We start from the raw sequence: 14790 nt of genomic DNA on the forward strand, positions 1-14790 counted from the left end.
TTGCTTTAGTATAGCAGAGAAGGAAATCTGCACCAACAAAAGTGCCTCTTTACATCAGGAAATACCAACAATAATTAATAAGCTTCAGAAAAAAGGTTTTATCTAAGCTGAAAACAGGAATTTGAAAACTATTATATTAACAGGGGGTGCTGCTATGAAAAAAATGCATCAATTAATTTATATTATCATGCTGGCTGCTTTCCTTACTGCCTGTGGAAACAGTGAAGTAAATAATGAACCGGATGTTTCAGAAACAGATCCGGAAAACAATGAACTTTATAATGAAAATGAAGCGAATGAAGAAGTAGGCAACAACGTCGAGGAAGCAGAAGAATTTAACGAAGTAAATGAACCTGAAGAGTAACAAATGGCCGGAGGAAAAACTTCTTCCGGTTTATTTGTGTAGACCAATTTCATAATAAGTTATATTGATCGAATTTACGAGCGTTTAAATTTCTTACATAATTCTTGTTTGTTATGTTAAAAGCTGCCTTGAAAATAAAAGTTCCGCTAAAAAGAAGGAATACTGCTGCTTCACTTTCGGAGAGGCTTCCCAAGGGCTTGTTCTCGACTAATTTCTCTCACAGGCACGGCTTCCATTGATCCACAGACAGCAGGGCAGAGACCGCCATGCTGTCTTGAAGAACCAGGATCGATTCCGCTCGTGCTTCGTGACCTTCCAGAAGGACACTTGGATTCTCCAGCTGCGCTCATGCGTACTCTCCTTCGTTACACAGCAGTAATAATTTTCATACTTCATGGTGCAAAAATTTTGCATGAGTGTCTCTGATAATGCTCCTTGTTGATAATAGAAAACTTCACTACAACCGGTCTGCCGTGGACGATCTCCTCCGCTTCCTCGCTTCGCCGCGGGATCTTCCCAGCCCGTTCTTCCACAGGCGGTATGCACTTTTACCGCCGAAAGCATTTACGCAGCCGACCAAATGATCTTAAAGGCATCTTCACGTTTTTGGTGAAGATGCCTGCTGGTCGAGTGGAGCAATGCTCACTCTCTACACAGGCGTACACCGTTTTCCGCTCCGTTCTTCCTTGTGTAAAATAAAAGAAAAGAGTGTTTCTATTACAAGGTTTCAATCAATAAAACGAAGACAAGGCGGTTTTCAAGACGCCTGCGGAAAAAGAAAGCGTGAAGATCGAAAGTTTGTCCGGTCTCTGGACAAACTTACAAAGGAGGGACAGCTGAAGGATTTCTCCGCGGCAAGCGCAGAAAATGGAGCCGCAGGCATACTTTTCTTATATCAACATCAGACTTCAGCAGGTAATTGGAGGAGAATCTTAATACATAGAAAGCTGTAAAAATTCAACATTTCTAACTTTATAAATACTCTGGAATGAATTATAAAACATTCAGTGTCTAAATAATTGTCAAAAAGGATAGTTACATCATTTTGCCGCTGTTGTTCGTAAGAATATCCATCTGAAATTAATATTCAGAAAATCAGTTGACGAACAGTGAATAAAAAGTTAAGATAAAAACTGTATTATCATTGATAATCATTCTCAATTAAGCAAGTGGTTCCCCCTCTTCTTTTTTTTGTTTTCCAATGAGAATGATTATCAGTGTATTTTTGAACTTGATAAAATCAGGAGAGATTACAATGACAATTGAAACTATCACGCCGATTGCTAAAGCTATCCGAGAGCGTCGATCTATAAAAAAAGATTACCTGGATATACCTGTCACTGAAAAATTTATCATGGGTATTTTAGAGGAGGCGGTATGGGCACCAACGCATGGATTAAGAGAACCGTGGCGCTTTATTATTGTTCCAACTGAAAATAAAAACCAATTTGTGGAAGATATGATTACGTTTTTTCCGGAGGAAAGAAGAGAAAACAGGCGGAAGTACTTCGAACAGCCTGCAGCTTTTTTAATTGTCATCATGCCGAAATCAGAGGAACAGAAAAAACAGGATGAAGATTTCGGAGCTGTAAGCTGTCTTATTCATAATTTCCAGCTTCTTGCCTGGGAAAAAGATCTTGGGGTTGTATGGAAAACAAACCCGCATATTTATGATCCTGGGGTAGAGAAACTGCTGGACTTGGAGACAAACGAAAAAATTGCAGGATTCCTTCACTTAGGTTTTTTTGAAAAAAATAATAGTGTAAAAGCACAGCCAAGAACTTCTCCGTTGAAAAAATCCACTATTTACGGACAAAAATAACAGCCGGGAGAGGAGGAAAGTTTTCATGATGACTCCAACAGAAGCTTCGATGATGAAAACCGTAATAAGCCAAATGATCCGGGAGCACAGAATGATGAACAAGTTCAGCAATCGTGAAGTAAACGAAAGCTGCATGCGTGAGTTGTTACAGCAGACATCACTGGAGGCGGATGAGCAACTACATGAAAACTGGAGATTTTTAATCTTCTCGGGAAATAAGAAAGAAATTTTTTCGAAAGAATTGATTCAAACGGCATATACCCGTAAAGCAAAAGAAAAATATCCTGAAACACTAAGCCATTATTATATGAAAATCCCTATGCATGTTTTAGTAATAGCCAAAAACAGTCGAACCCCAGCTGCTGAAAACAGGAAATTTAATCAGGTTACTTCTTTTATTCAGGCATTGCAGCGCAATGCATGGAAAGAAAAACTGGGGATTGTATGGAAGACGAATGAATATCATTGGAGCAAAAATGCAGAAGATGTATTTGAACTGAAAAGTGGAGAAGAGATTAAAGGCACTTTGCATGTGGGATATCTGCAGGATGATGATTATTTTGTGCAGACAGGAGTGAAGCTTGAATCAATTTCATAAAGCATTCATAGGAATTCAACCAAAAGTATATAGAAAGATATTGTTTGTCTTCTCTATATATAAATCGGTAATCTAAATCGATATAAGATTCAGTTACAGGGAGGACCTAATGAAAGCATCTGACTGGAATTATAAGGAATTTAAATCCTTGACAATGCCACGCTTCATTTTTTAAAGTAAACCTACAGCAGTATAATAACTGATGAGTTTTCAAAGAAAGTAAATTAAACAGGAGGTTTTTCATTTGCTAAGCAAAACGCTGACAGATGCATTAAATGAACAAATGAATTATGAATTTTATTCCGCACACGTTTACCTGGCAACAGCAGCCTACTGTTCTGCAAAAAGTCTTGATGGATTTGCAAATTTTTTTCTTGTCCAGGCAGAAGAAGAAAGATATCATGCAATGAAGTTTTATAATTTTATTAACGACATGGGAGAAAGAGCAAGCATTAGCGCAATGGATGAACCTGTAAACACATTCAATGATGTACTTGATGCATTTGAGCAGTCTCTGGGCCATGAAAAGGAAGTTACACGCAGAATTTATCGGCTGGCTGACCTTGCGATGGACGAGAGAGAGCATGCGACTCTGACGTTTTTAAATTGGTTTGTCGATGAACAGGTGGAAGAAGAAGCCTCTTTTGACGCCTTGATTCAAAGGTTAAAAAGAATTCAAAATGACAGCCACGCTTTTGAAACAATGGATATTGAATTAGGGAAAAGAACGTTTGAAGCTAATTAATTTAAATTGAATTTAAAACAGGAAGCAGCAGAGGTAAAAGAAGTAATCCTCTGCTGCTTTTTGTTTGTTCAATTCCAGCCCAAAAGAAACTCTCAATTATATTTCATTTAAAAAATTTACAATAAATTAATAATTGCCTAACAATAGATTAATAATTGATTGATATTGTAGTCCATAGAGTCAAAAAACAACCAGAAGCGATTGGAGAGATAACTTGTATGGAAATGGATATTCAATCAATGCTATTTTTATTTCTTGGAGGATTAGGAATTTTCCTCTTTGGTATTAAATATATGAGTGATGGTTTGCAAAAAACTGCCGGGGAAAAACTAAGAAAGATTCTTGAGGCAGCCACGAAAAATCCAGTACGGGGTGTATTTGCCGGAATGCTTGTAACTGTATTGTTACAGACTTCTACCGGTTCTACAGTAATGATCATCGGCCTTGTAAACGCAGGCCTGCTTACTTTTCGCAGAGCTATTCCTATGTTAATGGGAGCGAATCTGGGTACGACAGCAACTGCATTTTTAATTTCTTTTAAAATAGGCGATTATGCATTGCCGATACTTGCTTTTGGTACATTTTTAATATTCTTTTTCAGCAAAAAAATTGTAAATAACTTTGGCCAGATTTTCTTCGGTTTTGGTATGATCTTTTTTGGGCTGAATACGATGTCAGAAGGACTCTACCCGTTCCGTGATTCCCAGGTATTCGTAGATATGATGGCTACGCTCGGGCAGAATCCTATCCTCGGGGTAGTAGCGGGTACTGTATTTACTATGCTCGTACAAAGTTCATCTGCAGCGATTGGTGTGCTTCAGACAATGGCAGTTGATGGCCTGGTAACATTGGATCAGGCACTTCCTATATTGTTTGGTGACAACATCGGAACTACAATAACAGCGGTACTCGCATCTATTGGAGCTACACTCGCTGCAAGAAGAGCGGCACTCGTACACGTAATATTTAACGTAACTGGAACAATATTATTCCTGATTATTCTTCCAATTGTCCAGATCACTGTCGTGTGGATGTCTTCTGTTTTTGGAGGAGATATTGCCCGGGAAATAGCATATGCACACGGGTTGTTTAACTCAGTGAACGTACTGCTGCAATTCCCGTTAATTGCTTTTTACGCTTACTTCATTACGAAAATCATTCGTGGAGAAGACGATATTATCGAACATGGTCCTCAGCACCTGGAGCCGGCTTTAATCAAACAGCCTTCCTTTGCGCTGGAGAAAGCACGCCATGAAGTAGTGCATATGGGAACTTTGGCAAAAGAAAATGTTTTCCATTCTACAAATATGCTCATTAAGCAGGATCCAAAAGAAGGAGAGCGTACAAAACGTAAAGAGGAAATTATTAACGATTTAAATAGAGAAATAGTAGATTATTTAACGCAAATCTCAGGAAAGTCAATGAATCAGGAACAGTCTGCGATTCATTCTCAGTTGATGCATAACGTAACTGATATTGAAAGAGTGGGAGATCACTGCGAGAATTTAATGGAGCTTTCAGAATACTCTATGGCACATAAAATTAACTTTTCTGAGGAAGGTACGAAAGAATTAGAAGAAATGATTGCTATTACTTCTGAAGCTTTCTCTGCAGCTCTCCGTGCTTTGGAAAATCTTGACCTTAATGCAGCGATGGAAGTACTGGAGTTAGAGGGACGGATTGATGAGGCAGAAAAAGAAGGCAGAAAATCGCACGTGCAGCGAATGAACAATGGAATATGTACTGGGGCTAGCGGAATGGTATTTTTAGATATGCTGAGCAACCTGGAAAGAATAGGAGACCACGCTTCCAATATGGCAGAAAGTGTTATCCAATTAAACCAGGAAACGCATGCTGCTACAGTACCTGCCACATAATTCGTGAAAACAGCACTTAAGAGCGGCACGGAATATTTTCCAGTGCCGCTCTTTTTTAGTGGGTGAGGGATGCTTCAATTTTTTTGTATTCTTCCTCATATCCTGTTACTTCCGACAACTGATGAAGAGAATCAAGCATGAATCTCAAATCCAGCCTGTATGACTGATAAGGATCAACTTGTTCCAGAATATTAGACGAAAATTCCCATAACACTTCATGCTTTGATTGGTCGAGTGACCCTGCAAGACGTTTCATGCTGCCAATAATTTCAGTGAGAATAATAAAATCATTTTTTGCATAATACCGGATAAGACCGAATCCTCTGTAAAGGTAGGACTCGAAAGTTTCTTTAACTAAAATAACTCTCACCTGTTCGTTTTTATCTTTCAGGTAAGGAGTGAAAGTAATATAGTCCTCTACAGCAAGCATTAACTCAGCCATTTGGTGGATCGTAGTTACCGCTGTTTTAGGATCATTATTCCCTAAAGATTTAATAGCAATTTCCGCCAGTTTATTCATTCCCATGTGAATATCTTGAAGTTCCAGCTCTTTATGGCCTATCTGAATTAATTTCGTATAATTTTTTATATCTACCTCTTCAGCTCCCGGGCCCCAATAGCTGAAGAGACGATTTCCTTTTAAAATAAAATCCCCGGTACGGACATGAAATTGGAGGATAATGTTATCCTCTCTTGCTTTTTGAATCATAGCTCTGTAATCAGCCAGCTGGATATAGCCATTTTTAAAGGCAGTAATGGTGATAAATTCTTCCTGTTGATCTTTCATTAAATCACCGGGAGATGCAGCACGAAATACTTCCAGATCTTCACTTAAAGTTTCTCTAATAATTTTCTGGGAGTTTTCTTTCATTGTATTAGTAATATTGTGGACCTGCATCCAGGTGGTAGCGTGATTAATAAAATAAATAAAAGTCATTGCAGTGAGAAAAGCGAGAAAAATAGTAGTAATTGGTACAGCAACAAAAAATTCCAGCTGCGTGCTTCCAATAAACAGAAATACCAGCAGCACATACACAAAGCTCCCGTTAAATACGCCGAGTGCGTGCTGGGTTCGTTTATCTGCTACAAAGTTAAGAAGCATCCGCGGTGAAAACTGTCCACTGAAGGTAGTAAGTACAACAAGCAGTGAGTTCAGTGTGAAAGCACTAAGTGTTAATATACCGCCGATAAGCGTACTGACAAGCATACGGGTAATATCCTCATCTATATGGAGGATATCCGGAGTGTATTGTTCAATATCCAGGGTCAAATCAAGAATTAATGTCAGTACCACAAGCACTACTGACGAAGAAACATAAAGTAATGGCATATACCATAGAGTTGACTGCATTTCATATTTTCTTTCCCGCTTCGACATCTGCAGATATTTTCTTAAGGATGGAGGGATAATGTTTTTCAAGATGGTTCTCCTTTCTTTCTGATTAAAAATGCAAAACTAATCTTACTTTCCCGGAAATCAACTCATTAAAACACCTGCTTCCAAAAGAAATATTTTCCAGCCGTATTTTATAAGACTGAGAAAGAAAATGTATGCTGCTGCAACGATTTATGTAGAATAAAGTAAATTGAAAAAATATATTTACTTGGCTCATGCATGGATCTATAATAAGCTAACTTTACTTTTTCTTGGAATTGTTTTCGGGAAAATAAAGAGAGTACGGCGTTATATTTCCAGAAGGAGGAAGCAGAAAAGTGAGCTCGAAAACCGATAAATCTCATGACGATGGAGTAAGGGAAGCTTTCACTGGACTTATTATTGGAGTTACCATGATGATAGTGTTTTTTTTAATACTGCATTTTGTATTTGATATAAAAATGTTTCAGTAAGTTGACTTAGGAGAAATGGGTGAGTGGGAGAAATGAAGACAGAGTTTCTGGATTCTTTTATGATTTATGTGACTTTCCTCGGGGCGGTGGAATTATCTATCATTGCGGCTGCATTACTTTCTATTCTGCTGGTCGTTTATCGTAAAATAAAAGAAGCAGTGTGGATCAATATAGTAATTATTGGCGGGATAGCTTACAATTTTATACTTAAGTTGTTTATCAATAGAGAAAGACCTGGGGAATCCAAATTTATAGAAGCATTTGGCGTGAATTTTGAAATGGCTTCCTACAGCTTTCCAAGCGGACATACTATGAGGATTACTCTTTTAATGCTGGTGTTGACGTTTTTATTATTTAAGCTAGTTCCACTGCAGACAAAAAGTAAAAATTGGGTTCTTTCAATCGGGGGGATTCTTATCCTGCTGGTAGCTTTCAGCAGAATATATTTAAACTACCATTATATCTCTGATGCTGCCGCATCAATTCTGCTGGGAGGAATATTTTTTTATTTTATGACGAAAATCCGTCCGCACTTGAATTTGTCTGTGTAAATTGATTTTCTTTTTTAACTGTTCCAGCCTTCATTCATGGCTTTTTGACCATAAGAAAGACTGGAAATTAACAAAAAAATAAATATTGCTGTGTAAGGCAGTCGAGAACAAGCCCTTAGGTAAGCCTCTCCGAAAGTGCAGCAGCAATATTACTTCTTCATTACGAAACTTCTTATTTTCAAGGCAGCCTATTAATGAAACTTTTGTAATTTATATTGGATACTTTGAATTTGTGATGTGGTACTGTTGGATTAAAAAATAGCTTTGAAAAAAGAGCTGGATTAACTTCAGCTCTTTTTTGAATATGAAAACATGAATTTGTAAATCGTAGTTTTACATTAAATGCTGCCTGCAGTAAAATGAATGTTGTGAATATTTAATCCTCCGGACAGTGTAAACATTTGTATAATAAACTGATAAGGTCCGCTTTTAACCACAGTTACGATAGGAAAGGAGAAAATATTTTGAAAAAAGTGATTGGTTATCTTGGTTATTTTATACTCATCATTGGTACTTTTTTAATGATTCAGTCTGCAGCTGGTACACTTAGAGAAGAAGCTGCCACTACAGGTGAAATTGAAACCTTCCTGATTCCGTTTATCTATATAATTCTCGGGATATTTATTGGAATACTTCCCCTGATTGACCAATGGAAACAATCGGGCAGCTGGAAGATTCGATGGCAGAAATTAATTTTTCTCGGACTTCCTTTTCTCTATCTCTGTGCGTACCCCTGGATCACTTTTAACTATGAAACGTTTACCCTGCCAAATTTTTTAGGGCATTTAACACTATTGAGTGGAGAAAGCGCATCGTTTGCAGGAATTATGGTTGGGTTTATACTAATGACGAGCATAAGAAAAGAAAGAGGACGATCAGGATTTGGAAGATAGAGTACCAGTCGAAAGTACATATTTTTGAAATTGTTCCTAATATGATAACTACTTCTGAAAATTTCGCTGCATTAAAACAGGAGCTTCTGTGTTTTGAAGTTGCTGTTTTTTTGATGAAATAATTTTGCTTACAGTAATAGAATATATTTTTATCCAATGACTATAATGCAGTAATGCTCCCCCTGCATATGTATAAATCGTAAATAATGTCTTGAATCCAATTAAAATTAATCAATAATGAAAGAAAAGAAGCTACTAAATATTATAGGAGAGAGTATATTGGACAAACGTATAACTACCCTAAGTATTTTCTGCATAGCAGCACTGCTTACCTCAGGCTGTATCGATGAAAATTCAGAAGAAGATGAAACTGGATTTGCAGGACGCTACGCAGGATATCTGAATGACGAATTAGTAATATTTGTAGAAGATAACCTTGGTGGAAAAAGAGTAGTGCCAACAGCGCAGGCAGAGTTTAACAGAGAAGATTACAGTGTTGAAGGTTACAGAGTAAGTGTTACGGAAGAGACAAGTTTTATTTACGCTGAAACGGAAGAAGAAACGAGCATGGCTTCATCAAACCTGCGGGCGCTATTTGGTTATCCGCTGGAAGTTGAAATCGGTGAAGACTTCAGTGCAGAAGTGCAGGAGAATCAAGCGGATTATTTTCAAACGAATCCAGAAATACTTCCACTTTATGAAGCGGAGGAAATAAGACTTCTCCCGCTGGAAATGGAAGATTTCACTCACTTTGTTTCGACGTTTTATCTTTCTGCAAATGGTATGACATCTGAAGATGAAGGGTATCTTGTTATCCTCACAAACGGCAGTAATGAAATTACAGAAGAATTCCAAAGAAATCAGGAGATATATGATGATGCTCTGGACAAATACCGAAGTGAAGATGTGCATATATCAACAGGCAATAATGAAAGCTTTACCTGGCGGCTGGGGGAAGAAAGTTTGTCGCTGCAGGAAATTATGGAAGAGTTCAATCTCCCGGAAGAATACATGGAAAACGCTGTGTACTTAGTTTTTAGTACAGAAGAATTTTTAACTGTGGAAGAAGAATGGCAGGGAGTCATAAATTACTTTGAGGAAAATATATCTTAAAGATACCCCAACCATTAAAAACGGGTAAGCTGATCTTTGAACAAGTTTACTTCCTAAGAGGCTGGAACAAAAGCTTTTTATCACATGAAAAACCGAACTATCATGAACCTCTGCTGAGAGTTTCCAAAGATAGTTCGGTTTATTTGTTTTCCTCGTATTGAGAGGTATTTTATGAGTTGGATATCTAACTCGGAAATATAGTTCTGTTTCAGCCTTCAGCAGCTTGAAAGATTTATATTTACCACTCAACAGCTATAACACTTGTAATCGATCGGCCATAGTAGTTACTCTACCTTGTCAGGAGCAGAGAGCATATTAGTTCTGTATTTCTCCATGAGACGGTAGACGGCATAGCCGGTTATTATTCCAAGAACTGCTCCTGCGATAGAATCCAGCGGAAAATGCATGCCGACATAAAGACGGGAATATGAAAAAATGACTGCCAGCGGTAAAGCCCAGTATTTTGCACTGGAGAAAAAGCAGACCAGCACCGTCATGGCGGCAAAGGAAGAGGCTGCATGGCCGGAAGGAAATGAACTGGTGAGCGCCAGATCTACAAGCTGTCTTACTCCGTCTTCCGTAAGGGGCGGCCTAGGACGCTGAAATACCCAGTTTAAAGAATTTTCAATAATAAACACTACGCCTATACTTAAGGCTAGAGTAATTCCTTTATAAAACCCGCCTGCTCGTTTATGAAATATTATAAGTACAATAGCTGCAGCCCACCAGAAAAACCCCATATCGCTGATAGTGGTAAGAAAAATCATGATACTATCAAGTAATTCTGTATGCCACTGCTGATTCACAATTTCGAATGCACGTCTATCCAAATCAAGAATTGTCTCCAGCATAAAAAAACCCCTTTCTGCATTTTCCTTTCCCGTTTCGCTTTCGTCTCAACACAAAAAGTTCCAAACAAAAAATTTGTTTGGAACATCAAAGTGTTTATATAGTGAGAAATTTTGTATATTTATGATTTGTAGTGTATAGGTTCTCCTCCGCTTTCCGGCGGAAGCTTGCCGCCCGGTCTTCAGCTATTTGCAATGCCTGCCGGATAGAACAAAAAAAGCAAAGCATGGGTCCGCGCAGCCACATCCATCTCGGAAAAAGCATACGAGATGGATGCAAAACCCTGGCTGGCTTCCCTCATGCTTGGAGAAAATGCCCAAAAAATCGTTTGGACATTCTCCAACAGACTGCGCTTGAATCCCGCTGTAACCGCCGGGCGCTATGGAGAAAAGTTATTTCCGAAGAAAAAGTGTTCGTATCTCTGTGGTTTCGTATAAAAAGCATTGCCTCCCTTAATTATGCTGCAGTCGCAGAAGAGTCGACTCCTGGAGGATTTGAACGATTCGAAGATCCACCTGCCAACGGCAGGTTAGCTGAGAGAGTTCCCTCCGGAAAGCGACACTTCGGAGACAAAAGCATAAAATCATATACTTATACAAAAAAGTACTTTTTCAACAGCCTGAAGATCCAAACAAAAAATGTTTGGATCTTTCTGATTACTGATTAATTTACCAGTGATATTAACCCTATCTTCTGTTTTCAGTAAAATGATCAGCCTTTGACAGAACCAGCCAGCAGGCCTCTTACAAAATACTTTCCAACAAAAATATAAACGAGTAATGTAGGAAGTGCTGCAAGCAGGGCACCTGCCATTTGTACATTCCACTGCACAATCTGGCTTCCCGACAGGTTTTGAAGGGCCACCATAATAGGCTGGGAGCCGGTGCTGGTAATGGTTACCGCGAACAAAAACTCATTCCATATATTTGTAAACTGCCAGATACAGACAACGACAAAGCCTGAAATGGACAGAGGGAAAATAATTTTCAGGTAGATACTGAGAAATCCTGCTCCATCTATCCGTGCAGCTTCAATAAGGTCCACCGGTACACTTGCATAAAAATTTCTGAAAATAAGAGTGGTAATAGGGATACCATACACAACGTGCACCAGAATTAAGCCTGGAATTGTATTATAAAGGCCGACTGTCTGCAGAAACTGGATCATTGGAATCAAAATGCTCTGGTAAGGAATGAACATTCCGAAAAGAATCGCCGTAAATATCCAGTCGGATCCTTTGAATTTCCATTTAGACAGCACATAACCGTTTAAAGAGCCGAACAAAGCAGATAAAATTGTTGCTGGCACGACAAGGTAAATCGTATTAAGAAAGTTGGGAGCCAGTCTCTCAAATGCAAACGCGTAAGCCTCAAAGGAAACAGTGGAAGGCAACGCCCACATCTGCGTCAACGATACTTCATCGATCGGCTTTAAACTGGTGATGATCATGACATAAATAGGCATCAGAAAAAATAGGGACATGATAATAAGAAAGGTATACACAAGCAGCTTACTTAAAGGACTTTTAATGACCACTTAAGACTCCCCCTTTCTCGCGCTGATGAGGTAAGGCACCATAATCACAGCTACCAGTGCAAGCATGATCATAGCAATGGCTGCACCATTCGCAAAGAAGTTCGCGCGGAAAGTTGTTTCAAACATATAAACACCAGGTACATCTGTTACGAAATTTGCGCCGGAACCTGTCATTGCATAAATTAAATCAAAGATTTTTAAAGACATATGACCCATGATGATTACAACACTGATTGTGATAGGCATCAGCATAGGAAAAATAACTTTTCTATATATTTGAAACTCGCTTGCACCATCCATACGGGCAGCTTCTTTCACTTCATCGGGGATCCCGCGAAGACCAGCAAGGTACATAGCCAACGAAAACCCGGTCATCTGCCATACAGCGGCTATTACAACAGCAAGCATAGCGACAGGGATACCAAATTCAATGGAACCCAGCGGAAAGCTGAAGGCGATATGTGTGCTCGTATACCAGTTCGGTACATTTTCAAAACCTAGCATTCCAAATAATAAATTCACTCCAGTACTCGGATTTAACAGCCACTGCCAGACAACCCCGGTTACTACGAAAGACAGCGCCATAGGGAAAAGGAACACGTTTCTAAAAAACCATTCCTGCTTAATATTAGAATCTATGAATGTAGCAAGAATAAATCCCATAAATAAGACACCGAAGATAAAAAATATTGTAAAGAAAAGTGTGTTCCGCATACCTGACTGAAACCGATAATCATTGAATAAAAACATATAATTCTGTAATCCGGCAAAAGACAGGTCAGGAGTAAGTGTATTCCAATTGGAAAAAGATACATATCCTGTCCAGCTGATAAATACATAAACAAAAACAGCTATGACGATAATCGAAGGCAGGATAAACAAGATTGCCAGCCATCTATCCGATAAAAACTTTTTATTTTGCAAAAGATATCACTCCTCCGATAAAAAAGAAAATGGAGCTGCTTCATGATGAAGGAAGCAGCTCCTCTTCCATTAAACATTATTCGATATTATCATCCTGCGCCTGCTGCAGAGATTGAATAAGCTGCTCTTTATTCCGGGAGGAAACAAAGATATTTACAGCCTGATCTGCCTGTGATACAAATCCTGCTGGTGCAGCAGAGTTGTGGGCAAGGCTTGGAGTCAGAGAATCTGCTTCCTGGAAATCTTCAATTGTAGATTGTCCATACTCATTGTAAGCATCCGGATCCGCATCTACCCGTGCCGGAATAGAACCCTTTAGAGGATTAAAAGTGTCCTGTGCTTCTGTTGTGCCAATGAAACGAAGGAAATCTTTTACCGTTTCAGGATTGTCTACACCCTGCGGGAGTCCAAAGTTATCAGTTACTACCATAAATAAACCTTCCGTATTTGGAGTAGGTGCCCAGCCGAAATCTGTATTCGGTTCTAAACCAAGGTCAGTTGCAAAGTAGCCTGCAGCCCAGTCACCCATAATATTCATTGCCGCATCACCTTCAGCTACCATCTGTGCAGCATCCTGCCAGTTGCGCGCTGCATGATCTTCGTTAATGTATTCAAGCATACGATCAAAATGATCAAGCGCTTCTTCGAATTCAGGAGAGTCAAATGCCAGATCTCCAGTCCAGAGATCATTGTAGCCATCTGCTCCCAATGAACCAAGCATTACAGTTTCAAATAAGTGAAGAGACGTCCAGCTTTCTCTGTCTCCTAAAGCAAGAGGGACGACTCCGGCTTCCTGTAATTGATCTGCTACTTCATAAAACTCATCAAAGGTGGAAGGAGCTTCCAGTCCATGTTCTTCGAAAATTGCAGTGTTGTAAAACGTTACGTTACTTCTATGAATGTTCATCGGCACAGAATAAATTTCTCCATCTGTCGTAACGAGATCGATTAAATCTTCTGGAAACTTATCCATCCATTCTTCTTCTTCATAAATATCTGTTACCGGCTCCATTCTGTCCGCAGCAACCCACCCTGTATTCAGCGCAGCTCCACCGTGAATCTGAAATGTGCCGGGAGGATCATTTCCCTGCATACGGCTTGCAAGCACTGCCTGGGCATTTGTACCAGCACCACCGGCAACCGCAGCATTCACTACTTCTACGTCGGGATGCTCTTCTTCAAACGCATCGATAAGTGCAAGTAAACCTGCTTCTTCCCCTGCGCCTGTCCACCAGCTGAAAATTTCGAGTTCTTCCCGGTCTCCTGATGCTTCTTCGTTCGTATTGTTCTCTGCTTCGTCTGCGGTGTTGTTTTCTTCAGCTTCTGTCTCCGCTTCATCAGCACCTGCTTCATTTTCTGCTCCAGCATTATTCGCTGGTTCTTCTGCATTCGTGTTATCTGTGCCATTATTATTGCCACAGGCAGCCGCAACCAACAAAATCAGTCCTAATAAAACGAGTAATCCTAATTTTTTTACGTGCACAATTCATTCCCCCTTATGATATTGTAATCGCTTACATTTTTATTTAATCATATTAACTGAACTGCCGCGTAAAAATATTCTGATAATTATCGTGTAATATCTGTGGTATTTTATTTTTTGTGAATTCACCCACAATGATAGGGGAGGAAAATAGTATATTTTTAAAGAAAAACGGTAATTTTTTATG

At 39.1% G+C, this 14790-nt stretch carries 14 protein-coding genes; 9 read left to right on the plus strand and 5 right to left on the minus strand.

Features of this window, described 5'->3' with window-relative positions:
* The first annotated feature begins 154 nt into the window (after positions 1–154).
* The 5 genes from BLP92_RS11740 (at position 155) to BLP92_RS11770 (ending at position 5406) form a co-directional block, all read left to right on the plus strand.
* Entirely contained in the window at positions 155–364 is a 210-nt protein-coding gene (locus tag BLP92_RS11740; RefSeq protein WP_090843146.1) for a hypothetical protein, read from the plus strand.
* Between the two features lie 1255 nt (positions 365–1619).
* Positions 1620–2186, plus strand: coding sequence for a nitroreductase family protein (locus BLP92_RS11755; RefSeq protein ID WP_090843149.1), 567 nt, complete (start codon positions 1620–1622; stop codon positions 2184–2186).
* 25 nt (positions 2187–2211) lie between these two features.
* Complete coding sequence (locus BLP92_RS11760; RefSeq protein WP_090843150.1) at positions 2212–2784, plus strand: nitroreductase family protein; 573 nt, start codon at positions 2212–2214, stop codon at positions 2782–2784.
* 244 nt (positions 2785–3028) lie between these two features.
* The gene (locus BLP92_RS11765; RefSeq protein ID WP_090843151.1) at positions 3029–3529 is read left to right on the plus strand and encodes a ferritin; all 501 of its coding nucleotides are present in this window, start codon (positions 3029–3031) and stop codon (positions 3527–3529) included.
* A 218-nt stretch (positions 3530–3747) separates the two neighbouring features.
* Complete coding sequence (locus BLP92_RS11770) at positions 3748–5406, plus strand: Na/Pi cotransporter family protein (RefSeq protein WP_090843152.1); 1659 nt, start codon at positions 3748–3750, stop codon at positions 5404–5406.
* A 55-nt stretch (positions 5407–5461) separates the two neighbouring features.
* On the opposite strand, the gene BLP92_RS11775 is transcribed toward BLP92_RS11770, so the two are convergent.
* Positions 5462–6826 carry a DUF2254 domain-containing protein gene (locus BLP92_RS11775; protein ID WP_244516811.1) on the minus strand — a complete coding sequence of 455 codons (1365 nt, stop codon included), beginning with the start codon at positions 6824–6826 and terminating at the stop codon, positions 5462–5464.
* A 293-nt stretch (positions 6827–7119) separates the two neighbouring features.
* Here BLP92_RS11775 and BLP92_RS18275 point away from each other — a divergent pair, with 293 nt between their 5' ends.
* The 4 genes from BLP92_RS18275 (at position 7120) to BLP92_RS11790 (ending at position 9811) form a co-directional block, all read left to right on the plus strand.
* Positions 7120–7254, plus strand: a complete 135-nt coding sequence (locus BLP92_RS18275; protein ID WP_280138091.1) for a hypothetical protein — start codon at positions 7120–7122, stop codon at positions 7252–7254.
* Positions 7255–7286: 32 nt separating this feature from the next.
* Positions 7287–7805 (plus strand): phosphatase PAP2 family protein, encoded by a 519-nt coding sequence (locus BLP92_RS11780; RefSeq protein ID WP_244516829.1) that lies wholly within the window; start codon positions 7287–7289, stop codon positions 7803–7805.
* Positions 7806–8269: 464 nt separating this feature from the next.
* On the plus strand, positions 8270–8698 hold the full coding sequence (locus tag BLP92_RS11785; protein WP_090843155.1) for a hypothetical protein: 429 nt from the start codon (positions 8270–8272) through the stop codon (positions 8696–8698).
* A gap of 279 nt (positions 8699–8977) precedes the next feature.
* Positions 8978–9811, plus strand: coding sequence for a hypothetical protein (locus BLP92_RS11790; RefSeq protein WP_090843156.1), 834 nt, complete (start codon positions 8978–8980; stop codon positions 9809–9811).
* 284 nt (positions 9812–10095) lie between these two features.
* Here the strand turns inward: BLP92_RS11790 and BLP92_RS11795 are convergent, their stop codons facing one another.
* From BLP92_RS11795 to BLP92_RS11815, 4 genes are all read right to left on the minus strand, one after another.
* On the minus strand, positions 10096–10662 hold the full coding sequence (locus BLP92_RS11795) for a phosphatase PAP2 family protein (protein ID WP_090843157.1): 567 nt from the start codon (positions 10660–10662) through the stop codon (positions 10096–10098).
* 709 nt (positions 10663–11371) lie between these two features.
* A complete protein-coding gene (locus BLP92_RS11805; protein ID WP_090843225.1) occupies positions 11372–12142 on the minus strand; it encodes a carbohydrate ABC transporter permease in 771 nt (256 codons plus the stop codon).
* 54 nt (positions 12143–12196) lie between these two features.
* A complete protein-coding gene (locus BLP92_RS11810; protein ID WP_090843159.1) occupies positions 12197–13120 on the minus strand; it encodes a carbohydrate ABC transporter permease in 924 nt (307 codons plus the stop codon).
* 76 nt (positions 13121–13196) lie between these two features.
* A complete protein-coding gene (locus BLP92_RS11815; RefSeq protein ID WP_244516813.1) occupies positions 13197–14603 on the minus strand; it encodes an ABC transporter substrate-binding protein in 1407 nt (468 codons plus the stop codon).
* Positions 14604–14790 lie beyond the last annotated feature (187 nt).

This window comes from Alkalicoccus daliensis, from assembly GCF_900103955.1.
GTDB lineage: Bacteria > Bacillota > Bacilli > Bacillales > Salisediminibacteriaceae > Alkalicoccus > Alkalicoccus daliensis.